The organism is Bradyrhizobium sp. HKCCYLRH3059 (genome assembly GCF_051168035.1).
Lineage (GTDB): Bacteria > Pseudomonadota > Alphaproteobacteria > Rhizobiales > Xanthobacteraceae > Bradyrhizobium.
The window spans coordinates 143,868-166,054 of the sequence record NZ_JBNPUF010000010.1 but is presented as its reverse complement, the minus strand read 5'-3'; the positions used below and the strand labels follow the sequence as shown (position 1 = coordinate 166,054).

The window sequence follows — 22,187 nt, the reverse complement described above, 5'->3', positions numbered from 1 at the left end:
GCGCTCCCTCCCCCCCTTGCGGGGGAGGGTCGGGGTGGGGGGTCCACACGGGCAGTCTTTCCTGAGACCCCCACCCCCGACCCCTCCCCGCAAGGGGGAGGGGAGCACATCGAATTCGGCGCGAGAGCTGCGGCCTCACGTTACGGCTTGTACGAATCCGGATCCGGCGAGTCCGACGGCTTGGCGAACTCGGCCTTCAGCTCGGCCGACAGCGGGGTGTTGAGGTTCAGGCCCTTCGGCGGGATCTTCTGCATGAACCACTTGTCATACAGCTTGGCGCCCTCGCCGCTGGTGTAGATCTTGGCGGTCGCCGCATCGACCACCTTCTTGAACTGCGGATCGTCCTTGCGCAGCATGATGCCGTAGGGCTCGGGCTTCGAGAACGCGTCCTTGGAGACGACATAGGCGGCCGGATCCTTGGAGCCGGCGACGAGGCTCGCCAGAAGAATGTCGTCCATCACGAAGGCGACGGCGCGATCGGTCTCCACCATCAGGAAGGCCTCGGCATGATCCTTGGCCGGAATGATGTTGATGCCGAGATTGCGCGCGGCATTGGCCTCGGTCAACTGCTTGATGTTGGTGGTGCCGGCGGTCGACACGACCGATTTCCCCTTCAGATCGTCGATCGAGTTGATCTTGCTCGCCTTCTTCGAGACGTAGCGGCTCGCCGTCAGGAAGTGGGTGTTGGTGAAGGAGATCTGCTTCTGGCGCTCGGCATTGTTGGTGGTCGAGCCGCATTCGAGATCGATGGTGCCGTTGGCGAGCAGCGGGATGCGGGTCGACGACGTCACCGGGTTGAGCTTCACATCGAGCTTGTCGAGCTTGAGCTCCTTCTTCACGGCATCGACGATGCCCATGCAGATGTCGATGGCAAAGCCGATCGGCTTCTGATTGTCGTCGAGATAGGAGAACGGGATCGAGGAGTCGCGGACGCCGAGCGTAATGGTGCCGGTCTCCTTGATGTTCTTCAGGGTCCCCGTCAGGTCCTCGGCCTGCACCTGGCCGGCGCAGAGCGCGGCGGCGACGGCAAGACCGAATAGGCGAAGCTGCTTCATAACTGATCTCCTCAATCCGGCTGATCGCCGGATGCTTGCATAAACCACAGCGAACTCAAAATGGCCCCCGCCCCCGGACGATCTCCGGCCGGACGAGCGCGGGCACCATAGACCGCCCCGCGGCGGGACGTCCTCGGACGATTGCGACAAATTGCCTGTCCCGCGTCCCCTTCGACAAGACGTCCGGGCTGAAACGGCAGCGCCGAACGTCGGGATGGTAAACTACGAGGGGCTCGCAGGCCCCGCGACCAGACGAAAGTTGCAGGCGGGTTCCCGCACGCGGCAATGCAACCGCACGGCACACGGACCTCATGGTTCGAGACGCGCCGCGCCCAGCAAGCCCGCCTTCCGTCTTCCTGGCCGGCGCGCGCTCCTCACCAGACGCCAGGCGATGTGTGCTCATGCCTCCTTCTCGGCTCACAGCGGCTTCCGCAATTCACCAAGATCCCAGAACAGCCCGGCCATCAGGCCGAGCGCCTCGTCCGTGACATCCAGCAGGATGTGCTCATCCGGCGCGTGCTGCGAGCAGCCCGGATAGGAATGCGGCACCCACATGGTCGGCATCTTCAACACGTCGGCAAACACGTCATTGGGCAGCGAGCCGCCGAAGTTCGGCAGCACCGCGGGCGCCTTGCCGGTGCTCATCTTGATGGACTCCGCGGCCCATTTGATCCAGGGGCTGTCGATGTCGGCGCGCGAGGCCGCGAAACCTTGCGTCATGCTGACCTCGACCATCGGGAAGCCGTGCGCGGCGAGATGGCTCCTCACGTCCTCCACGATGCTGTCGACCTTGGTGCCGACCACGAAGCGCAGCTGCAGCACGGCGCGGGCGCGGCCGGGGATCGCATTCGCCGGCTTGTCGATATTGCCGGAGGAGATCGCGAGCACCTCGAGCGTATTCCAGGCATAGAGCCGCTCCGCCGGCGTCAGCCCCTCCTCGCCCCAATGGTCCGACAGCGCCGGCTCGTCGGCGGTCGGCTCCACCTTCACGTCGGCGAGGATGGCGCGGATGGCATTGGTGAGGCGCGGCGGCTTCAAGGTATCGAGCTTGATACGGCCATGGCCGTCGACCAGTGTGGAAATGGCATTGGCAAGGATGGTCGCGGGATTGGCGAGCACGCCGCCCCAATTGCCGGAATGGTTGCCGCCCTCGCGCAGGTTGACGTCGAGATGCAACCGGATGCCGCCGCGGCAGCCGAGAAAGATGGTGGGGCGTGCGGTCGACAGCCGCGGGCCGTCCGAGCCGATGAAGACGTCGGCCTTCAAGGCGTCGCGATGCAGATCGGCCACCTTGGCGAGATCGGGCGAGCCGATCTCCTCGCCCATCTCCATGATGAACTTGGCATTGAAGCCGAGCTTGCCGCCGCGGGCCTCGCGCACCGCGCGCAGCGCCGCCATGTTGATGCTGTGCTGGCCCTTGTTGTCGGCGGTGCCGCGGCCATAGAGACGATTGCCCGCTGGCGTCACCGCCCAGGGATCGCGGCCGTCGCGCCATTCGCCGGCCATGCCGTCGACGGTGTCGCCGTGGCCATAGCTGAGCATCGTCGGGGCGCTGTCGCTCTCGTGGTAGGTCGCGATCAGGAACGGCGACTTGCCGCTCGGCGAGGGCACGACCTCGGAGGAAAAGCCGAGGGCGGCAAAGGACGGCGTCAGCTCGTTGGTCAGATACGCCGCGAGCTCGTCCTTGCGCTCGGGATTGAGGCTCTCGGTGCGATAGGCGACCCGGCGACCGAGCTCGGCCAAGAAGTCACCGCTCGTCAGCGTCTGACGGGCACGGGCGATTGCATCAATCCTGGTCATGGCGCTTTTCCAGTCACAACGAAGGCGGCGTCATATCGGGATCGCGCGACGAGCGGAAGGGGCTCGCTTTGAATTCAGTGGGCAAGCGCACGCGTCTCGGATTTTGGAACTGCATGCCCGGGACCTGCCCCGACCGGCTGCATTGTCCCGACCTACGCGCTCTCGTTCTCGCGGTGCGGTCGCGCACCCGAGCTATTGGCGTGAACACCCTCGAAAGACGGAGGGCGCGGGGAATGCCGGGTGAAGGCCTCACCCATGGCCCGCCTGCAGAAAGAAAAGCAGGCGGCAGTCACCACAGGTTCAGCCGAGCATCCGGCATTCCCCGCGCGACGGTTTTCACGTGTATAGCGTGCTCTCCCCGGTGTCCGGCTTGATAGCCACCGTCATCGGCGGGATCATCACCCGCGACTTGGCACCAGCGTCGGGGTGCTAGGACCACACGCCTTTGCGTCCGCCAGATGCCGTTCGTCGGCGCGGGCTTCCCCACGCTGCGGCATGCCGACAGCCGTCGCCCCCACCTCGCGTGTCGTGACGATCGCGATGCGCCCCTCCGTATGAGGCGGGATTTCGGAAATAAAGCATATCTTCGGGTATTCGTAAAGCGATTTCTTTAGCGGCTGCTCATGAAGTCGTCATTCCGGGGCATCCGAGTGCGGGGTGGCGCAGCCGCCCTGCAACTCGGATGAGCCCGGAATCCATAACCACAAGCTATTGTGAGGAGAAACGGATGGTCATGACCAGTTCGCGTCACAACATCCGCCTGTGGCTATGGATTCCGGGCTCACGCGGGTCGTAGACCCGCGTGCCCCGGAATGACGACTGTGGTCGTGGATGGACCGCCCCTCTGAGCTTGACGCCTGCTCAGTTCACCGCGTTGCTCACCATCACCTCGATCAGCTTCGCGCCCGGCCGCCGGAAGGCCTCCGATAACACCGACTTCAGCTCGCGCGGATCACTGACACGCAGCGACTCACAGCCGAGCGACTTGGCCAATCCCGCAAAATCCACCTGCGGATCGACAAAATCCATGCCGATATAGTTGTCGTCACCGTGGAACGACAGCAGCCGCTGCTTGATGATGCGGTAGCCGCCATTGTTGACGATGACGACCGACAGCGGCAGCTTGTGATGCGCCGCGGTCCACAGCGCCTGGATCGAATACATCGCGCTGCCGTCACCGGAGTAGCAGACCACGGGGCGATCGGGATTGGCGAGGCTGACGCCGACCGAGGCCGGCAGGCCCCAGCCGATGCCCCCCGAGGCGAGCGCGTGATAGTTGTAGCGGTCGCGATACGGCCACAGCGCCGTCATGTAGCGCGCCGAGGTCAGGCCCTCGTCGACCATGATGCCGTGCTCCGGCATGGCCTCGGCGACCTGCAGCGCCAGGTAGTCCGGATCGATCGGCGTCCGCTCGCGCGCCGCTTCGATCTGCGCGGCCAGCTTGCGCCGCCGCGCGCTCCAGTTCTTCGAGGACAATTCGGCCACGCGCTCCTGCGCACGCGCCTGCAGGGCCGCGCCGCCGAGCTCGCGCAAGAGCGGCGTGAGCTGAAGCAGCGTCTCGCGAACGTCGGCCTTCAGCGCGATCTCGGCACCGAAATTCTTTCCCAGCTCCCAATCGACGAGGCCGATCTGCACGATCGGCAAGCCCTCGGGCAGCGGCTCGATCTCGCTGTGCACGGACATCCGCAAGGGATCGGCGCCGAGCACGATGAGAAGATCGTGTGGCGCGAGCAGGTCGCGGACCTGCTGCTGCGCGCGCGACAATGAGCCGATGTAGCAGGGATGCTCGGACAGAAAATGCGCGCCATAGGGCGCGGACTGCTGATGCACGGGAGCGCCGATCGCCGACGCGAACTCGGCCGCCTCCCGCAGCGCATCGCTCTTGACGACCTCGTCGCCGGTGATGACCACCGGCCGCTGCGCCTTGAGAATGCGCTGCGCCAGCCCCTGCAAAGCGTCCGCGGCCGGCAACACGCGCGCATCGACCCGGGTGGAACGGCCGAGCTCGATGCCGGCTTCGGCATTGAGGATATCGCCGGGCAGCGAGATGAAGACGGGACCGGTCGGCGGCGTGGTCGCCACCTTGGCGGCGCGCCTGATGATGCGCGGCAGGTCCTCCAGCCTCGTCGCCTCGACCGCCCATTTCACCAGCGGCTCGGCCATCCGCACCAGCGGGCCGTAGAGCAATGGCTCCATCAGGCCGTGGCCCTGCTCCTGCTGGCCGGCGGTGAGGATCATCGGCGTCCCGGTGAACTGCGCATTGTAGAGCGCGCCCATGGCGTTGCCGAGACCCGGCGCGACGTGGACGTTGCAGGCGACGAGGCGTCCCGAGGCGCGACTGAAGCCGTCGGCGATCGCCACCACCAGGCTCTCCTGCATCGCCATGACGTAGGTGAGATCGGGATGATCCTTCAGCGCATGCATGATCGGTAATTCGGTGGTGCCGGGATTGCCGAACAGATGAGTGATGCCCTCGTCCTTGAGCAGCGTGAGGAAGGCCGAGCGTCCGGTGATGCGGTTCTTCATTCAGGTTTCCTCCGAGCAACGCGGCCTCAGTATGCGGGCGAGCTCTCTCTCCGTCATTGCGAGCGAAGCGAAGCAATCCAGGGCGGCGTACGCGACTCTGGATTGCTTCGTCGCTGCGCTCCTCGCAATGACGGTGGAGAGAGCGCGGACTACACCTTCGCCATCTCCTGATACACCGGATAGTCCGTGTAGCCCTTCTCCTCGCCGCCGTAGAAGGTCGGGCGGTGATAGGGCGTCAGCGGCCAGCCGTGCTGCAGCCGGGCGGGCAGGTCCGGGTTGGAGATGAAGGTGCGGCCGAAGGCGATGGCGTCGGCGAGGCCGGCCCGGATCGCGGCGTCGGCCGGCTCGCCCGTGAAGCCGCCGGCGCCGATCAGGACGCCCTTCCACACCGGCCGGAACAGAGCGATGGCCGACGGCACGTTCTGCCAGTTGACGTCGGCGCGGCCGGCGCCGGAGGAGCGCGGCTCGATCAGATGCAGATAGGCGATGCCGAGCTTGTTGAGCGCCTCGATCGCGTAGGTATAGAGCGGCATCGGCTCGGCCTCGCCGGAGCCATTGGCGATGCCATAGGGCGACAGCCGCACGCCGACCTTGTCGGCGCCGCAGGCGGCGATCACGGCCTCGGTCACCTCGAGCAGGAAGCGGCAGCGGTTCGCGATTGCGCCGCCGTAGCGGTCGGTGCGCTGGTTGCTGCGGGTCTGCAGGAACTGCTCGATCAGGTAACCGTTCGCACCGTGCACCTCGACGCCGTCGAAGCCGGCGGCCATCGCATTGCGCGCGGCTTGGCCATAGGCGGCGACAAGCGCGGGGATCTCGTCGGTGTCGAGCGCACGCGGCGTCTCGTAAGCTGCGCCTTTGCCCTCCGCCGTCATCGCCTTGAGATCGTCGCCGATCGCGATCGCCGACGGCGCCACCGGCAGCACGCCGCCGGGCTGGAACGAGGAGTGCGAGACGCGGCCGACGTGCCAGAGCTGCAGGAAGATGAATCCGCCCTTGGCATGCACGGCGTCGACGACCTGCTTCCAGCCGGCGATCTGCACCGCGCTGTAGATGCCCGGCACGTTCGGGCTGCCGGTGCCGGTCGGCAGCACCGGCGAGGCCTCGGCGATGATCAGGCCGCCCGGCGTCGCGCGCTGCGCATAATACTCGACGTTGAGCGGCCGCGGCGCGAGCGTCTCCCTTGCGGCGCGCATGCGGGTCAACGGCGCCATCACGACGCGGTGCTTGAGGCGATAAGGACCGATCGTGAGTGGTGAAAACAGCGCAGGCAGCATTTCGTCCCCAGATGTCGTTGCGATTGTCGATTTGGATCATCTTGTTCGCAAAACATGATGGTGGCAATGTCCGCCCCACGTCAGTACGAGCAGACCCTCCATGCCGAAAGCGAACGCCCTGCCCTCGCTCAGCCTGCGCATCGATCTCGATGACGGCGGCCGGATCGGGCCGGGCAAGATCGCGCTGCTGGAGAACATCGCGCGACACGGCTCGATCTCTGCGGCCGGGCGCGCGATGGACATGTCCTACAAGCGGGCCTGGGACCTCGTCGACGAGATCAACCGGGTGTGCCGGCAGCCGGCGGTGGCGCGCCAGACCGGCGGCCGCAATGGCGGTGGCGCGGCGCTGACGGCGTTCGGCACGCAGTTGGTCGAACGTTACCGGCGCATCGAGCGTGACGCAGCTGACGCCGTGAGGAAGGATCTCGCCGCGCTGCGCAGCGACATCGAGAAGCCAAGGAAGACCCGCGGGGCCAGGGCCGCGTCGTAAGCCGGTTCCAGCCGACGCGATGCATCCGCGACCGGACTGATGCGCCTCGCGTTGCAGCCGCAAAAAACCGTCTTGCCGTCAGCCGGATGATCTTGCGGCCGCGCCAAGACGTCATACACCAGCATCTCGTCGTCATGCCGGAGAACCTGCCGTGTCTCACCCTGCCTTGTCCGCCGACCACACCGCCGTCGTCACCGGAGGCGCCTCCGGCATCGGGCTCGCCGCCGCCACGCGCTTCGCAGAGCGCGGCATGAACGTCTGCATCGCCGATGTCGACGAGGCCCGGCTGCGCGACGCCGCCGCCAGGCTTGCGGCTGCGGCCAAGCGTGGCGAGGCTGCGGTCATGACCGCCACGGTCGATGTGAGCCACCGGGACAGCGTGGTCGCGCTCGAAACGGCGGTGCGGCAGCGCTTCGGCGCGATCGACGTGCTGATGAACAATGCCGGCATCCAGCCGGGCAGCAAGATGCTTGCCGACGACAATTGGCAGCGCATCCTCGACGTCAATCTGTGGGGCATCATCCACGGCGCGCAGGTGTTCGCAGCCAACATGATCGCGCAGAGCAAGCCGGCGCTGATCATCAATACCGGCTCCAAGCAGGGCATCACCACGCCGCCCGGCGATCCCGCCTACAACGTCTCGAAGGCCGGCGTGAAGGCGTTCACCGAGGCGCTGCAGCACGAGCTGCGCAACACGCCCGGCTGCCAGGTGACGGCGCATCTGTTCATTCCGGGCTTCGTGTTCACGCCGCTGACGGCGAATGGCCGCGTCGAGAAGCCGGCCGCCGCCTGGACGCCGGAGCAGACGGTCGACTTCATGCTGGAGCGCGTCGCGGCCGGCGACTTCTACGTGCTGTGCCCTGACAACGACGTGCCGCGCGCGCTGGACGAGCGGCGCATCCTGTGGGCGGCCGGCGACATCGTCGAGAACCGGCCGCCACTGTCGCGCTGGCATGCCGACTACGCCGACGCATTCGCCGCGTTCGTAAAGAAATCGCCATGATCCGGCCACATCGGAGCGGCGGCGCGTAGCTGCTCCCGGTCTCATCACAAGTTCCCGGACGCGTCGGATCGTCGCAAGGCGGTCCGCGTGCGCTCGGAACGTCTACCATCGACCGAATCGCTACGGTCGAACGCTCTTGCAACTCACTGATTTGCCGCGGGCGCGACATCGTCGCTGAGAGCCGGCTCCCGAAGCGCGCCTCGACCGTCAAGCGGTGAGATGTCGCAGCTCTGCGGGAGCGCCACCCGTACGCCGCACGACAATCTGACGCAGACGCATTCCACAATCCCTGCGCGAAGCAGCCACGAAGCAGGCAGCAGATGGCCCTCATCATCCGCACCCGCGTCAGCCGCGCCGCATTGCTTCGGCTCATCCGCAGTGGTGCGCAGCTTTGGGGAGTACGTCGGACATGTCGCGCCATCACCGTCACCATCACGACAGTCACCACGGTCACCATCATCACAGCGACCACCACCACCACCATCATCATCACGATCATCACTGCCAGCCGGCGCCTGCGCCGATGCCTCCGATGCCTCCGACGCCGCCCACACCCACGCCGCCGACGCCCGCGCTCGGCTTTGCCGATCTCGGCGTCGTCTTCAACGACGCGACGCGCTTTCTCGAAGGCGGGCTGTGGCGCAACGTGGTCGAGGAAGGCGGCCAGGGGCTTGGCAGCGTCTACAACTACACCGGCGATCTCACCGTGATTCAGGATGGTCTGAAGGCGATGGTTGCCGCCGGCCAGTTCACCGGGCAGACGCTCACCAACATCAACAAGATCCTCGCCGACATCACGGTCGCGCAGGATGCCGCGATGGCTTCGGTGACCGGCGGCGGCGCATTCGGCAGCATCGCCGCCGCGGAGACCGCGCTGCGCAACGCGCACCTCGACATCCTCAACGTCGTCAACAACGATCCGAACCTTGCGGGCAATGCGACCAACGCCGACGGCGTCACCGGCTTCCTGCAGGCGCCGGCGCTGCTGCCCGGAGGCGTGACGGCCGCAACCGCCGCCAAGGGCACACTGGCCGAGCTCGGCCTGATCTTCAACGATGCCGCCAACCGGCTGATCGGCGGCGTCAACGAAAGCAACGTCGACGTCATCCAGGACGATGTCGACGCGCTGATCGCCGGCCTCAATGCGCTGGTCGCCGCCAATCCGCTGCAGTTCGGCGGCCTGACCGGCGTGCACGCGCTCGCCATCATCGACCAGCTCGCGCTCGTCAACACCCACATCAACGGCGCGGCCGGCAATGTCGACATCGGCCGCGCGCTGAACGACGACTTCCTCGACATCATCGACATCGTCGCCGGCGACACCAATCTCGCCAACATGGCGCAGCAGAACGGCCTGAACGGCTGGAGCGGCTTCGGCGGCTTCCTCAACCCGACGCCGGCCTATCAGGACAACCAGGCACAGACCGATTTCTGGGCCATGTTCATCGCCCAGTCGAACGCGCTCGGCAAGGCTGCGATCGCGGCCGTCAATTCCGGCGACGCCGCCGCGATGGCGCAGGTCACCGCCGACCTGATGACCTTCAAGAAGGACGTCACCGATTTCGACGCGGCGCAGGGCGGCATCTTCCAGGCCCGCTTCGACAACGAGCTGCTCGGCGACCAGAGCACGCTCGGCGCCGAGATCGCCAAGATCCTCGAGGGCTTCCAGGCCGGCAACAAGGCGCTGGTCGCCGCGGCCGCCGACCAGATGCACCAGAACGCAGCCGATGTCGGCGGCAACAACATCCCGGTCAATGGCGGCGCCTACAATGTCGACGGCACCACGATCGGCCAGGTGCTGGCGACCACCGGCGGCGGCAACAGTGCCGACGCCGCCGCGCTGCTGGCCGCGGTCACCAGCGCGCCGGCCTCGAACGTGATCATGCTTCCCAGCGCCGCGCCGGCAGCACACGCCAGCGCCGCCCCGGCAACCCTGGTCATGGACGGTCCGATGATGGAGGGGCCGATGATGGAGATGTCACAGCATCAGCATCATCACATGTGGGCGTGATCACCTGTCGCTCGGGCGCCTGCACCAGCAGGCGCCTGACGAGCGCGAGCGCGGTTTCCGTGGCCGGATCGGCCGAGATCACGGAGACCGCGAGCACGATGAGATCGACCGGCTGGTGCGACAGCACGATCACATGCGTCGCATGCCGCGCATCCATCAGCGCCACCATGCGCTCGACGGCGGGGTCGGTGGCCGCCCGGCGCCACGGCGCATCGGCCAGGCGCAGCACGCGGCTTGACGCGAGAAAGTCGCGCAGCAGCGGCGGATCATAGGCGGTCAGCTCAGCCTCGCGACAGCGGCGTGCGCTTTCGAAGACCGGCTGGCGCGTGAGCTCGGCGATCAGTTCGTCGGGCGTCGCCGCGATCGACGCCCCGATCGAGTCGAGTACGCCCGGCTCGCGCGCTTGCAGCATCGCGCGCAAGGCATCGCCGATCAGCCCGATCGTGAGCACGCCGGCCACCGCGACCGCGCAGAAGCGCATCAGTTGCGCCGCATCGACGTCCGGCGACAGCGCGGCCGCGGCAGCGCCGAGCAGGGCGGCGCCGAGGATCCGCAACAATGTCAGCAGCCCGCCCTGACGCTGCGTCTCCGCGCTGGCGCCGGCGATGAGGATCGCGGTCACCGCCAGCAGCGCGCCCAATGCGCCGAGCCGCACCGGCATGCTCGGCGCCAGTACGCGAAAATCGGTGATGATGAAGGGGATGACGATGATGGCGCCGAACGCGACGCGATCGATGGCGCGGTTCTCCCAGGCCAGCAGGCGCGCGCGGTCGCGGCGAAGCAGCAGCCAGGCGCAGGTCGCAAAGCCCGCGAGCTGAAAGGCCGACAGCACGACCGTGTGGTGGCTTTCGAACTCGGCCGGACCGAGCGCGCCGGCGAGCGCGAGCACCACGCCGCCGGCCAGCGCGATCGCCTTGAGCGCGCGATGCGCGTGTCGGCGCAGCAGACCTTCCGTCACCACCAGCGCGCCGAGCGGGATCAGCGCCGCCGGAACCAGCGAGATGCGGTCGAGAAAAGCATTGTCCGTCCACCAGGCGACGCCGCGCAGCAGGAACAGCGAGGCGACGGTCCCGAGCAGAACGACGAGCCGCGCCGTCAGCGGTCCCCTCGGGTCGCGCCGGTGCAGCATGGCGGCGGCCACCGCGAGGCCGATCGCGCCGCAGAGGTTGACGACGGAGTCCGCAACGATGCCGGCCGTCATGGCGCGGGCTCGCCGGGCGGCAGGCGCGGACGCAGCGTGCCGAACGTCCTGGTGTCGTCGAGCCAATGTACCAGCGGCAGGATCATCCGCTGCAGCGCCAGCACGCCCGAGGTCGCCAGCAGCGCCGGCAGCGAGCCCGAGGGGATTTCGCGCAGCAGATAGCGCCGGGCGGCGGCGAGATCGATCCGGCCGAGCTGCAGCAGGTCGTCGCCCCTGGTGTAGTCCAGCTCGCGCGCGCAGAAGCCGTTGTAGACGGCGTCGCGATGCTTCGGCGCATCGTCATACGTCTTCTTGAGCGCGTCGGAGCCGCCGGTATAGGCGTTGGTGATGACAAAGCGCTGTTCGTCGAACCCGGCCTCGTCGCCGACACCGAACACCGCGCGATGCGCCCGCATGATGCCGCGCGCGAGCTGAAGATGCGCAAAGCTCTGTCGGGCCTGCGGCAGCGGCGACGGATAGACGTCGGAGAAGGTCTCGCAGACCATGCCGGCCACCGCCGGCACCTGCGTGACGTTGGAGATCCATTTCGGCCGCAGCCCGTCGCGGACGAACAGCAGCAGCGTCGTGAGGCCGTAGAGCACGCCGGACAGGCCTTTGCCGCGCGCTTCCGGATCGACCATGACCAATCCGAGATGGATCACCTGCTGGCTGTCGCCATCGCGCTCGACCTGCATCACCGCGAGCGCATTGAAGGCGATCGGCCGGCCGCCCGCCTCCTCCGACACCACCGTGATGATGGCGCGCGCGAGCGGCTCGCGCGCTCCGGAGAAGATGCCGTAGGTGAGCTCGCCGGCGGGCAGCGTCTTGCCGGCAATGGTGCGGAGATCGGCCACGAGCGCCGCCAGCGCCGCATCGTCCAGGGTCGTGCCCGGGCTCTCGACGATGCGCGTGCGCAACTCCGCATGGGTGCGTAGCGACAGGTCCATCGCCTCCTGGCCGAGCGCGGTCAGCCAGAAGCCGATGCTGCGTCGGATACGCCCCACTGCTGCGACGATGTTCATGCCTCAACCTAGCACGGCGTGATCAGGAAGCGGCGCAGCCGGGATCACGGCCGCCCTGGCCGCCTTATGCCCTGGTGCTGTTAATTCACGATAACGACGCGGGACGGAGCGTGAGCGAGGGTAAACGCAGGTTGAACGACGTGAGCGGCGGACGCCTTCGCGCCCACCGCCTGCCGGCGCTGTCTCGCCGAAGTCGGAGCTTGCCCCGCAAACTTCCCCTCACCCGGATTGCATCTTCGATGCAATCCGGCCTCTCCCCGCATCCGCCTTCGCTCGTCGAGCTACGGTGGACAAGAGCGGGGAGAGGCCAAGAGAGCGAGACGACTGCGGCCGCCCTAAGCTGCCTTCGACACCTCCATCAGCAGGCGCTCGGCGCGAGCGTCTTCGATGCGATTGACGAGCTTGCCGCTCTCGTGGCGGTCGCGCAGCGTCTTGGTCAGGGTGACGCAGGTCTGCACCAGCATGACAATGCCCATCGTCAGATAGCCCTTCATCCAGAGATCGATCGGCATGAAGAAGACGCCGAGAGCGACGAGGAAGGCGGAGGCGGCGAACGAGGCGTAGGAGAAGGTGATGAAGGCGCTGCTGTGCGGCTGGGTGTTCTGGTTCATGGTCGGCTCCTATGATGACGTGGTTGTTGATGCGTTCGATCGGTCGTGACGAAAATCAGTTGGCCGGTGCGGCGCGGCCGGCCTTCAGCCGCGCCAGCACGTCGTCGGCAGTGGTCTTGATGCGTGGGCCAAAGCCCTGCTCGGCGAGCTTCTCGGCCGTGGTGATCGGCCCCGTCGCGGCATCGAGCTCCATGAGCGCCTCGTCGGCGGCCTGCGCCTCGATCTGCCGCTCCCGCAGCCGTTTCAGCGTCGCTTCGGCCTCGGGCAGCGTGCACTCGTAAGGACGCGCCGCCTCGATGCCGCCGCGGCGCAGATTGCGCACGGCCTCGGAGGCGCGCGCAATCCGCCGGCCGCGATCGAGCTCGGCAATGCGCGCCTCGGCGTTGGCGACATGTTTCTTCAGCCTGGTGATCTCGGTCGCGAACAGCGCCCGCGCCGTCCGCGCCGCGTCACACTCGGCCTCGAGGCCGGCGATCGCCTGCGCCGCCTCGCGGGCCAGATCCTCGCGGCCGCCGTCGAGCGCTGCGGTGGCGCGCACCTCGAGATCGGTGATCCGTGCCAAGGTCGCCTCGAGCCGCTTGCCCTCCTGCTGGTCCTGCGCAATGGCCAGCGCCAGCGCGCGCTTGCTGCGATCGACGGCGGCGGCGGCGTCACGCAGCTGCTGATCCAGGATCACCAGCGCGGTCCGGTCCTGCAGCTCCTCCTCCGCGACGGCCACGGTGCCCCGAAACAGCGTGAGAACGGTCTTGAACATTGTGAACTCCCTGTTATGAGCATCGCTCATGACGTTTCTTCTAGCGCACCCATGAGCGACGCTCAAGAATTATTTTGAGCACCGCTCAATATTTTGGTTAACAATGTCCAAGACACTGGAAAGACGTGCGAAACAGCGCGAAGCCTTGATCGAGGCCGCCGAGCGGATGATCCGGACGCGGGGTCTCGCGGGTCTGAAGACGCGCGATCTCGCCCAGGAGATCGGCGTCGCCAATGGCGCGGTCTACAATCTCGTCGCCGACGTCGACGAACTGGTGCTGATGGTCGGATCACGCACCTTGGCGCGGCTCGACGCCGACCTGTCCGCAGCCGAGAGCGCGGGCCCTCCCGGCCCCGAGGCTGCGCTGGTGCGCATCGCGATCGCCTATTGCGACTTCGCCGCCCACAATCTCGAGCTCTGGCGCGCGCTGTTCGAGCACCGCATGCCGCCCGAGAAGCCGCTGCCCGACTGGGCGATCGCCGACCAGATGCACCTGTTCCGTCACATCCACCAGCCACTGGCGGCGTTGTTTCCACGGCGCTCTTTCGACGACATCAGCGTCACCGCGCGCAGCCTGTTCTCGGCCGTCCACGGCATGGTCGCGCTCGGCTTGGAGCAGAAGCTGATCGCTGTGCCGCTCGCGGCCTTGCGCGCGCAGATCGCGACCATGGTGAAGGCGATGGTGACGGGACTGGTGGCGGAGGAGACGACCGGCCGGTGACGCGGAGCTCGGCGTCGGGGGCGCAGCGTCATCGGATGCTGATGCCAACAACAAGTCCGACTGCTTCACGGCACTTCTCTCCTGCTTGCTGTCAGAGCCAATTTGCTGCCATGGCGGCGCGGCTCCCTCCTTGTTCAGCTGGAATTGACGGCGAGAACAAACAACCGCCCCATTGCTTCGCAGTATCATGCCGACGTTCGGACTTGTTCCAGACAACATGTCTGGAACTGCCGTTCCACCGACGCTCGACGACGAGTGTTAGTTCGTGTGACATGTGCAGATCTCGGCGCATGGCCACGCTCATCCGGCCGGCAGAACCTGCAGCGTATGCCGCGCGATCCAGAAAAAACTCCAACGAGTCCATGACGCGCGAGCCAAGGGGAAAATCGTGAGACATCTGCGTGCGCCCAATGACGACCGCGATCCGCCATTCCCGTCCGGCTACGACGACGGCCGGCGTCCGCTGTATGAACAACCGTGGCGCGACGAGCACGATCGGCCTACCCCTGCTGAATTCGCGTCCCGTTACGGCGTGCAGGAGGTTCCTCCGCCGCCACGGGAACGGCGTCTCCTCGGCGCGTTGAGCGTGATGGGGCTCGTGGCTGTTGCCGCGGGCGTGGCCGGCTTTGCAGCGACGAGACTTCCGACGCGGTGGACCGCTGCGCTCTCCGCCAAGAGCAGCGCGGCGGCGACAACGACGGCAACAGTCCCATCGCCGCCGGTCCAAGCCGCGCAGACCGTTGCGCCAGTCCAGGATACTCTCCGGACCGGAGCGCTCGCGAGCGCCGCTCCGGCGGTCGCGCCGGACCAGAACGTGCCGCTGAGGGAGGACGACCGTGTGCCGAAGTTCGACACGCGAGTGGCCAATGCCGCGTCGGCGCAGCCGACCAGCACGCGCGCCCCGGTCCAGGGCGTGACCGATACCGAAATCAGCTTCGGAATGGCGGCGCCGTTTTCAGGGCCGGCCAGGGAGATGGGCCGTCAACTCAAGCTCGGCATCGACCTCGCATTCGCTCAGGTCAACGAGGAAGGCGGTGTGCATGGCCGGCAGCTCAAGCTCTACACGGCCGACGATGCCTATGAGCCGACGCGGACGCTGAACGCGATGAAGGACCTTTACGAGCAGCACAAGGTGTTCGGATTCGTCGAGAACTACGGCAGTCCGACGGCCCTGATCTCGGTGCCGTACGCGCTCGAGCATCATGCGCTGTATTTCGGCGCCTTCACCGGGGCTCCTTCGCTTCGCCGCGATCCGCCGGACCGCTACGTCTTCAACTACCGCGCCGGCTACGCCGAGGAAGCCCATGCGCTCGTGAACTATCTCGTCAAGATCCGCAAGCTGCGTCCGCAGGAGATCGGAGTTCTCACCCAGCAGGATGCCTATGGCGACGCGGGGTGGGAGGGCGTCAGCAAGGCGATGCACGGGCTGCGCGGCGGCGCGGGCGACGCCTTCCGCATGAGCTACAGCCGCAACACCGTCAATGTCGACGAGGCCATCGCGCAACTGCGGCGGCAGAAGCATGCGATCAAGGCGGTGGTGCTGGTCGCCACCTTTCGCGCCGCGGCCAAGTTCATCGAGAAGACCCGCGATCTCTATCCGGACATGACCTACGCGACGATCTCCGGCGTCGGCAGCACCGGCCTCGCCAGTGAGCTGATGGTGCTCGGCCCGCGCTATGCGGACGGCGTCATCTGCACCCAGGTCACGCCGGCGGTCGACGGCTACGCCTCCGTCACCCTGAACTACAAGAAGGCGCTCGACAGATATTTTCCGGGAGAGCCGGCGGATTACTCGTCCCTGGAAGCCTATCTCACCGCCAACATCCTGATCGAAGGGCTGCGCCGCGCCGGTCCCGCGGTGGACACGGAAACGCTGGTCGATGTCCTCGAATCGATGCAGAATTACGAGCTGGGCGTCGGATCGAAGGTGAGCTTCGGCCCCTCCGACCACCAGGCGCTGCACAAGGTCTGGGGCACGCAGCTCGACAAGTCCGGCCAGTATCACGCGATTGATCTCGAATAGGCGGAATGGCTGAACTGGCCTGGGGCCGCGCTCTGCGCAGCGTGCCTGAGCGGGTTGCATTCATCGGCGGTTTCGGCCATATCGGTCGCATGATCAAGACTGAGACCTTGCACGCGAACACGTGGTGGCGCTCCATCTAGGAGCGGCACGGCCTCGTCATTCATTCGCCCGTCGCCGCCGTTCATCGGCCTGCGACGCGGTTCTTGTCATCAACAGCATCGAAGAGTTCGATCGAGCGGCGGTTCTCACTCCTGGAGAACCACGATGCCTCTCTCAATGCCAGAACGTCCCGTCATCCTGACCGGCGACAGAACCACCGGCCCGCTGCACCTCGGCCACTATGTGGGCTCGCTGCAGACCCGCGTCGCGCTGCAATCGACGCATCGGCAATTCCTGCTGCTGGCCGATGCCCAGGCGCTCACGGACCACGCCCACGATCCGGCCAAGGTGAGCCGGAACATCCTGGAGATCGCGACCGACTATCTCGCCGTCGGCATCGATCCGGAGATGACGACCATCTGCCTGCAATCGCACCTGCCGGCGCTGGCCGATCTCACGCTGCTCTACATGAACTTCGTCACGGTGGCGCGGCTCGAGCGCAACCCGACCATCAAGGACGAGATCCAGGCGCGCGGCTTCGGCCGCGATATTCCGGCCGGCTTCCTGTGCTATCCCGTTGCGCAGGCCGCCGACATCACCGCCTTCAAGGCGACCATCGTGCCGGTCGGAGACGACCAGGCGCCGCTGATCGAGCAGACCAACGAGATCGTCCGCCGCATCAACCGCCAGGCGGGCACGGAAGTGCTCCCCGAGGCACGCGCGCTGATCCCGAGCGTCGGGCGCCTGCCTGGCGTGGACGGCAAGGCCAAGATGAGCAAATCACAGGGCAACACGATTCCGCTCTCCGCCACTGCGGACCAGATTCGCGATGCCGTCCGCCGCATGTTCACCGATCCCGGCCACGTCAGGGCCGCCGATCCGGGCCGCGTCGAAGGCAATGTCGTCTTCACCTATCTCGACGCGTTCGACGACGATCCTGCGGCGGTCGCGGACCTGAAGGCGCGCTACGTCTGCGGCGGCCTCGGCGACAGCGTCGTGAAGCAGCGACTTGATGACGTGCTGCAGGCCGTGGTCGCGCCGATCCGCGACCGGCGGGCGGCGTTTGCGCGTGATCCCGGCCACGTTCTCGAGATCGTCAGGCGCGGCACCCAACTGGCGCGCACCGTCACCGATGCGACCTTGCGTGACGTCCGCGAGGCCCTGGGCCTGTTCGCGCTGCATGAGCGGTGCGATGCTAATGCTTGATAACATGAATTAACTAATTCTCGCTCCGCTGCGTCACTGGAACACGAAGCGGCTGTGCGTGTCCCGTTGAAATAGACGCCGCGCTGTCAAGCATCCGCGAAAGGCGCTATGCTGTGTTCGCGCCTGCCCAACCGTGATGCCGAGATCCGGCTTCGAAGTATCCAACACTCGCGTTTCACCCGGGAGAACACATGGCGAAGCGACCCATCGTAAAGCCGCCGACGGCCGCAAAGCCGCCGCCAAAGAAGTAGGCTTTCGATCCGGCGGTGTTCCTCAAGACCGAAGGCCCAGGCCGGACGATCGGGAAATACCGAAAGGACCAGCAGATCTTTTCTCAGGGCGGCCCCGCCGATGTGCTGTTCTATATCATCACCGGCACGGTCAAGATCGTCGTCCATTCCGAGCAGGGCAAGGAGGCGGTCATCGCGCTGCTCGGGCAGGACGACTTTTTCGGCGAAGGCTGCCTGGCCGGCCAGTCTCATCGGCTGTCGGCGGCGTCGGCCATCACGGACAGCGAAATCCTGCGGATCACCAAATCGGCCGCGCTGAGCGCCCTGCGTGAGCAGCCGGCGTTCTCCGAGATCTTCGTTTCGCACATTCTCGCCCGCACGATCCGCGTCGAGGCCGATCTCATCGATCAGCTGTTCAATTCGAGCGAGAAGCGCCTTGCGCGGGCGCTACTGCTGCTGGCCAATTTCGGCAATGACGGCAAGCCGCAGCGGGTCATCGCGAAGGTCAGCCAGGAGATGCTGGCCGACATGATCGGCACCACCCGCTCGCGCGTCAGTCACTTCATGAACAAGTTCCGCAAGCTGGGCTTCATCGACTACAACGGCCACCTCGAGATCAACAGCTCCCTGCTGAACGTCGTCCTGCACGATCAGCCGCATATCGCAGGCGACAAGTCGGTCGGAGGCAAAGGTCCGCTGAAGAGCTTGTGACCGGGCATCGCGAGATCGAGCTGGGGCCGCCCTGCTCGGCTCGATCCACGCCACCATCACATCATTGCCACCGTCACATCACTGCAGCTGACTGCGCACCGCCGTCGTGGGCGGCTGGAGAAACGCATCGAACCGCTGCTTGACGATGGCGTAGCATTCGCACGAGGCTTTCTCGAGGCCGGGCCGGTTGAGCACCTGGATGGTGCCGCGACGATAGCTGATCAGGCCGGCCGCCTGCATGGATTGCGCGGCAAGCGTCACCGACTTGCGATTGGCCCCGAGAATCTGCGACAGGAACTCGTGCGTATACGGAAGCACCGCCCCTTCGGCCCGGTCGTGCATCATCAGCAGCCATCGGCAGATGCGCTCTTCCGTCGAATGCATCGCATTGCAGGCCACCGTCTGCTGAACCTGGGACAGCAGCGTCTCCGAGTAGCTGACGAGAAGATTGCGCACATGTTCGCTGGAATCGAACTCGTGCTGCAGCAGCTCGATCGGACACCGGACGGTATGCCCTTCGAGTTGAACGATGCAACGGTTGAAGGAGGCCCGGCTGTACATGGCGGCGAAGAGGCCGAAGGCGCCCTCGCGACCGATATTGGCCGTCTCGATGGCGTCGCCGTTCTCCAGCACGGTCAACAGCGACAACACCGATCCTCTCGGGAAATAGGCATGCCGGAGATGGCCGCCCGCCTCGCAGACCACGGCGCCGAGCTTGAAATCAACGGGCTCGAGGTGCGGCTCGATCCGGCCGCGGCTGTCCGGCGCCAGGGCATCGAGCAGCTGATTGCTCCGCAGATCGCGATCGGTTTGCGCCTTGATCATTCCAAAACTGACAAGCCACGATGAGGGACGGAGGCCACGGCGCAGAGGCGGCTGTCCGCGCCGTCGCCCCCGTTTCTTGGGCGCTCTCGACCGGCAAGTCTGAGCAAAATTGCTCACGAGCTCCCGCACGCAAGGCTCCCCCGCCGCGCCGCAACAACGGCCCTGCTCGCTCATCGCGCATCCGGCGATTTCACTGACTCGGATCGTCCGATTCCGCGCCGGGATTTCCGGCGGCCCGATCGGTCCAGAAGGCGGCCATCCGCAGACAATGCGCCTGCAGGTCCGGATCGACGGCATCGCGCGCAAGTTGCGTGAAATCCGCCGCCAGACGCAGGCATTCACGGATGAAATTGAGGTCGTTGACGGATTCGGACAGGACACACCCCTTCGACGGGATCCATCTGTCACACGCCCCCCGGCTCGCTGTCGGTGGGCCACACCACCGAGCGGCCCAAAAGAATGGCCGCCGAATGAGCGGATCTGGCCGGCGCGCCAACCCGGCCTGCCGCCCGGCTCAAGGCTGGCCGATCGCGCATATGGCGGTTTCCGTGAGGATGGTGCCGCCCACCCTCTGACGGGCTGCAAGAGCGCGCGTCGCGCCGCGGCGCCGGTGCCCGCTCTCCGTGGAAGGTCCTCTGGATGAGCGCGCGGGCACGGCAAGCGTCAGGTGCAACTGCCAAGCGCGAGCCGGGGCGCCTTTCGCCTCGATCCGGCTCGCGACGAATTGCGCTGCGGCAAACTGGACCATGTCCGCTTTTGCTCAGACTCCGGCCGGTGAACGGCAACACAATAGCCCTACAATATCAAATCGTAAGGAAGAGAGCCGCGGGGAATTTGTAGTCGGGGTGCGTTCTGTTTTGGAGAATCCGCGTGTTGGGACATCAGAGCCAAGATACCGCTTTTCCGATCTTTCTCGAGCGCGCGGGCGTCCGGAATGACATGCGCAGCTACAGGCTCATCCAACAATCTGCGCTCGCCGAATTCAGTCGTGCTGCATTGCAGACCCGCGACATCCACGTCGCTCTTCAGCGCGCCGCCGCGCTCGGTGCCAAGGGCCTCAATGCACCGTTCGCGATGGTGATGGAATTCGTGGCGGACGGAAAGAGACAGCTGGTCCGCGCGGGGTACGGATGGCCGAGCTCGGTCGAACAATCATCGTTCGTCGTGGACAGTACCTCGCCTGCCGGACGCGCCTTCCAGACGGGTCAAGCCATCATCACCGGTCGCGCCCCCCCGGATGGTCGCTTCGAGATACCGGGGCTTCCAGTAGACCGCGGCATCAAGACGTCGATCAGCGTCCGGATCGAACGCGGCGGACGAGGCGGCGGCTATTTCGGCGTGCTCCAGGTCGACAGTCCGGCCCCCCGCCGCTTCGACGAGGCGGACGCTGCCTTCCTCACCGAATTCGCCGACATCGTCGGGATTGCAATCGAGCGCCTGCATGAGGAGACGCGGCTCCGGGACGCCTTGGACCATCAAGCCATGCTGACGCGCGAAATGGGTCACCGCGTCAAGAACAGCCTGTCTTCCGTCGTGGCCATGCTCCGGGTGCAGGCATTCGGGACGGATTCCGTTGAGGCCAAGCTTGCCCTCGGCGAGGCCGGATCGCGCGTAGCAGCCATTGCCCAGGTTCATGATCATCTCTCGCGGGCATCACAGATCGGCTTCATCGACGTCGACGTCTTCCTCATAGACTTCTGCAAGAGGCTGCAACGCGTCGCGGGAGCGCATATCCTGAACTGCGATGCCCATCCGATGCGGCTGTCGGCCGATCACGCCGTGCCTCTCGGTCTCCTGCTCAATGAGTTGGTCAGCAACGCCGTGAAACATTCCTATCCTGGCCAGGACGGACCGATCGACATCTCCGCCCGCGACATCGACGGTTGCCTGCAGCTCAGCGTGTCCGATCAGGGCGTCGGTCTGCCCGATGGTTTCGACATCGATCAACCGCGCACGAGCCTGGGGTTCCGGATGATCAAGGGGATGGTCCAGCAGCTTCGCGGCCGTCTCACCCTGAGCGCCAACCAGCCGACTGGCACGCGTGTCCTGTTCGAACTGCCGATCTTCCCCCGCAATGAAGCGGTTGTCCCGGCAGCCCTCGTCACCACAGAGCGCCCGGTGCTGGAGAAGGCCCGGTGATCCCTTGCGCGATCATCCCAACGGCCACCGCGGCCGATGCGATCCGCTGCTGACAAGGCTGGCCGCTTGCTCGAACGGCGCCTCTTGTCAGAGCACCTCGTCCACGCTTCGCTGATGGCGACCAGCGCGCGACGCGCTCCATGGTGAGACCACCTGCGCAGGCACGGCGGCATTTACCGGGCGGAAACCGTTGCTGTCGTTGAATGCGAGCATGGCACAGTTGCGCATGGAAGTTCGCGATTCGGCCGGCACCATCCTGCCGGGCTATGGCGACGCATTCTTCGACCTCAGGCTCCCCGGCGATCACCGCCGCGTGGCGCAGACCCTGCTCCGGATCATTCGCGGCGACGACTTCCGCTCACCGGTCCACAGCGTCCACTTCTTCCGGGGCGCTTCCGAGATCGGCTGCTGGTCGGTCGACGACGAGCGCGCGGAGATGAGCTTCGCGGACGAGTTCGCCCACACGCCGCCGGCCGCGGCGTAACAGCTTCCCCGACGAGCCCCCGG

20 protein-coding genes are annotated in these 22,187 nt (G+C 66.3%); 11 read left to right on the top strand and 9 right to left on the bottom strand.

Annotated elements, in window-relative coordinates; translation table 11 throughout:
- Positions 1-140: 140 nt before the first annotated feature.
- The 4 genes from ACQR13_RS27660 to ACQR13_RS27645 all read right to left on the bottom strand — a co-directional run bounded on the left by ACQR13_RS27660 (position 141) and on the right by ACQR13_RS27645 (position 6,655).
- Complete coding sequence (locus tag ACQR13_RS27660; RefSeq protein ID WP_315753374.1) at positions 141-1,055, bottom strand: amino acid ABC transporter substrate-binding protein; 915 nt, start codon at positions 1,053-1,055, stop codon at positions 141-143.
- Between the two features lie 417 nt (positions 1,056-1,472).
- Positions 1,473-2,855 (bottom strand): M20 family metallopeptidase, encoded by a 1,383-nt coding sequence (locus tag ACQR13_RS27655; RefSeq protein ID WP_434863442.1) that lies wholly within the window; start codon positions 2,853-2,855, stop codon positions 1,473-1,475.
- Between the two features lie 861 nt (positions 2,856-3,716).
- Positions 3,717-5,381, bottom strand: a complete 1,665-nt coding sequence (locus ACQR13_RS27650; RefSeq protein WP_316193614.1) for a thiamine pyrophosphate-binding protein — start codon at positions 5,379-5,381, stop codon at positions 3,717-3,719.
- A 149-nt stretch (positions 5,382-5,530) separates the two neighbouring features.
- A complete protein-coding gene (locus ACQR13_RS27645) occupies positions 5,531-6,655 on the bottom strand; it encodes an alkene reductase (RefSeq protein WP_316171335.1) in 1,125 nt (374 codons plus the stop codon).
- A gap of 100 nt (positions 6,656-6,755) precedes the next feature.
- Here ACQR13_RS27645 and ACQR13_RS27640 point away from each other — a divergent pair, with 100 nt between their 5' ends.
- The 3 genes from ACQR13_RS27640 to ACQR13_RS27630 all read left to right on the top strand — a co-directional run bounded on the left by ACQR13_RS27640 (position 6,756) and on the right by ACQR13_RS27630 (position 10,159).
- Positions 6,756-7,145 carry a winged helix-turn-helix domain-containing protein gene (locus ACQR13_RS27640; protein ID WP_316171334.1) on the top strand — a complete coding sequence of 130 codons (390 nt, stop codon included), beginning with the start codon at positions 6,756-6,758 and terminating at the stop codon, positions 7,143-7,145.
- Positions 7,146-7,296: 151 nt separating this feature from the next.
- Positions 7,297-8,148, top strand: a complete 852-nt coding sequence (locus ACQR13_RS27635; RefSeq protein WP_316171333.1) for an SDR family NAD(P)-dependent oxidoreductase — start codon at positions 7,297-7,299, stop codon at positions 8,146-8,148.
- Positions 8,149-8,557: 409 nt separating this feature from the next.
- Positions 8,558-10,159: a hypothetical protein gene (locus tag ACQR13_RS27630; RefSeq protein ID WP_434863441.1), complete on the top strand. Its 1,602-nt coding sequence runs from the start codon at positions 8,558-8,560 to the stop codon at positions 10,157-10,159.
- Here the strand turns inward: ACQR13_RS27630 and ACQR13_RS27625 are convergent.
- The 4 genes from ACQR13_RS27625 to ACQR13_RS27610 all read right to left on the bottom strand — a co-directional run bounded on the left by ACQR13_RS27625 (position 10,086) and on the right by ACQR13_RS27610 (position 13,726).
- Positions 10,086-11,360: a hypothetical protein gene (locus ACQR13_RS27625; RefSeq protein ID WP_434863440.1), complete on the bottom strand. Its 1,275-nt coding sequence runs from the start codon at positions 11,358-11,360 to the stop codon at positions 10,086-10,088. The two genes, ACQR13_RS27630 and ACQR13_RS27625, sit on opposite strands and share 74 nt — an antisense overlap.
- Positions 11,357-12,361: a hypothetical protein gene (locus tag ACQR13_RS27620; RefSeq protein WP_315716623.1), complete on the bottom strand. Its 1,005-nt coding sequence runs from the start codon at positions 12,359-12,361 to the stop codon at positions 11,357-11,359. Before ACQR13_RS27620 ends, ACQR13_RS27625 begins: the two co-directional genes overlap by 4 nt.
- A 335-nt stretch (positions 12,362-12,696) precedes the next feature.
- Complete coding sequence (locus ACQR13_RS27615; protein ID WP_315716622.1) at positions 12,697-12,972, bottom strand: YiaA/YiaB family inner membrane protein; 276 nt, start codon at positions 12,970-12,972, stop codon at positions 12,697-12,699.
- A 55-nt stretch (positions 12,973-13,027) separates the two neighbouring features.
- Positions 13,028-13,726 (bottom strand): PspA/IM30 family protein, encoded by a 699-nt coding sequence (locus tag ACQR13_RS27610; protein WP_315716621.1) that lies wholly within the window; start codon positions 13,724-13,726, stop codon positions 13,028-13,030.
- Between the two features lie 103 nt (positions 13,727-13,829).
- Here ACQR13_RS27610 and ACQR13_RS27605 point away from each other — a divergent pair, with 103 nt between their 5' ends.
- The 5 genes from ACQR13_RS27605 to ACQR13_RS27585 all read left to right on the top strand — a co-directional run bounded on the left by ACQR13_RS27605 (position 13,830) and on the right by ACQR13_RS27585 (position 18,716).
- Positions 13,830-14,447: a TetR/AcrR family transcriptional regulator gene (locus ACQR13_RS27605; RefSeq protein WP_315716620.1), complete on the top strand. Its 618-nt coding sequence runs from the start codon at positions 13,830-13,832 to the stop codon at positions 14,445-14,447.
- A gap of 388 nt (positions 14,448-14,835) precedes the next feature.
- Positions 14,836-16,470, top strand: coding sequence for an ABC transporter substrate-binding protein (locus tag ACQR13_RS27600; protein ID WP_434863439.1), 1,635 nt, complete (start codon positions 14,836-14,838; stop codon positions 16,468-16,470).
- A gap of 5 nt (positions 16,471-16,475) precedes the next feature.
- Positions 16,476-16,610 carry a hypothetical protein gene (locus ACQR13_RS27595; RefSeq protein ID WP_315716618.1) on the top strand — a complete coding sequence of 45 codons (135 nt, stop codon included), beginning with the start codon at positions 16,476-16,478 and terminating at the stop codon, positions 16,608-16,610.
- Between the two features lie 124 nt (positions 16,611-16,734).
- On the top strand, positions 16,735-17,775 hold the full coding sequence (trpS, locus tag ACQR13_RS27590; protein ID WP_434863438.1) for a tryptophan--tRNA ligase: 1,041 nt from the start codon (positions 16,735-16,737) through the stop codon (positions 17,773-17,775).
- A gap of 266 nt (positions 17,776-18,041) precedes the next feature.
- Positions 18,042-18,716: a Crp/Fnr family transcriptional regulator gene (locus tag ACQR13_RS27585; RefSeq protein WP_434863437.1), complete on the top strand. Its 675-nt coding sequence runs from the start codon at positions 18,042-18,044 to the stop codon at positions 18,714-18,716.
- 78 nt (positions 18,717-18,794) lie between these two features.
- On the opposite strand, the gene ACQR13_RS27580 is transcribed toward ACQR13_RS27585, so the two are convergent.
- Entirely contained in the window at positions 18,795-19,367 is a 573-nt protein-coding gene (locus tag ACQR13_RS27580; RefSeq protein WP_315810755.1) for a Crp/Fnr family transcriptional regulator, read from the bottom strand.
- Between the two features lie 21 nt (positions 19,368-19,388).
- Between ACQR13_RS27580 and ACQR13_RS27575 the strand changes: the two genes are divergently transcribed.
- From ACQR13_RS27575 to ACQR13_RS27565, 3 genes are all read left to right on the top strand, one after another.
- The gene (locus tag ACQR13_RS27575) at positions 19,389-19,565 is read left to right on the top strand and encodes a hypothetical protein (RefSeq protein WP_315716614.1); all 177 of its coding nucleotides are present in this window, start codon (positions 19,389-19,391) and stop codon (positions 19,563-19,565) included.
- 846 nt (positions 19,566-20,411) lie between these two features.
- Positions 20,412-21,680, top strand: a complete 1,269-nt coding sequence (locus ACQR13_RS27570; protein ID WP_434863436.1) for a sensor histidine kinase — start codon at positions 20,412-20,414, stop codon at positions 21,678-21,680.
- Positions 21,681-21,906: 226 nt separating this feature from the next.
- The gene (locus ACQR13_RS27565; RefSeq protein ID WP_316193608.1) at positions 21,907-22,164 is read left to right on the top strand and encodes a hypothetical protein; all 258 of its coding nucleotides are present in this window, start codon (positions 21,907-21,909) and stop codon (positions 22,162-22,164) included.
- Positions 22,165-22,187: the final 23 nt, after the last annotated feature.

Bases quoted from the DNA above. Each gene is read 5' to 3' on its own strand.
- ACQR13_RS27660 (WP_315753374.1), bottom strand. From the start codon at position 1,055: ATGAAGCAGCTTCGCCTATTCGGTCTTGCCGTCGCCGCCGCGCTCTGC.
- ACQR13_RS27655 (WP_434863442.1), bottom strand. From the start codon at position 2,855: ATGACCAGGATTGATGCAATCGCCCGTGCCCGTCAGACGCTGACGAGC.
- ACQR13_RS27650 (WP_316193614.1), bottom strand. From the start codon at position 5,381: ATGAAGAACCGCATCACCGGACGCTCGGCCTTCCTCACGCTGCTCAAG.
- ACQR13_RS27645 (WP_316171335.1), bottom strand. From the start codon at position 6,655: ATGCTGCCTGCGCTGTTTTCACCACTCACGATCGGTCCTTATCGCCTC.
- ACQR13_RS27640 (WP_316171334.1), top strand. From the start codon at position 6,756: ATGCCGAAAGCGAACGCCCTGCCCTCGCTCAGCCTGCGCATCGATCTC.
- ACQR13_RS27630 (WP_434863441.1), top strand. From the start codon at position 8,558: ATGTCGCGCCATCACCGTCACCATCACGACAGTCACCACGGTCACCAT.
- ACQR13_RS27625 (WP_434863440.1), bottom strand. From the start codon at position 11,360: ATGACGGCCGGCATCGTTGCGGACTCCGTCGTCAACCTCTGCGGCGCG.
- ACQR13_RS27620 (WP_315716623.1), bottom strand. From the start codon at position 12,361: ATGAACATCGTCGCAGCAGTGGGGCGTATCCGACGCAGCATCGGCTTC.
- ACQR13_RS27615 (WP_315716622.1), bottom strand. From the start codon at position 12,972: ATGAACCAGAACACCCAGCCGCACAGCAGCGCCTTCATCACCTTCTCC.
- ACQR13_RS27610 (WP_315716621.1), bottom strand. From the start codon at position 13,726: ATGTTCAAGACCGTTCTCACGCTGTTTCGGGGCACCGTGGCCGTCGCG.
- ACQR13_RS27605 (WP_315716620.1), top strand. From the start codon at position 13,830: ATGTCCAAGACACTGGAAAGACGTGCGAAACAGCGCGAAGCCTTGATC.
- ACQR13_RS27595 (WP_315716618.1), top strand. From the start codon at position 16,476: ATGGCTGAACTGGCCTGGGGCCGCGCTCTGCGCAGCGTGCCTGAGCGG.
- trpS (WP_434863438.1), top strand. From the start codon at position 16,735: ATGCCTCTCTCAATGCCAGAACGTCCCGTCATCCTGACCGGCGACAGA.
- ACQR13_RS27575 (WP_315716614.1), top strand. From the start codon at position 19,389: ATGCCGGAGATGGCCGCCCGCCTCGCAGACCACGGCGCCGAGCTTGAA.
- ACQR13_RS27565 (WP_316193608.1), top strand. From the start codon at position 21,907: ATGGAAGTTCGCGATTCGGCCGGCACCATCCTGCCGGGCTATGGCGAC.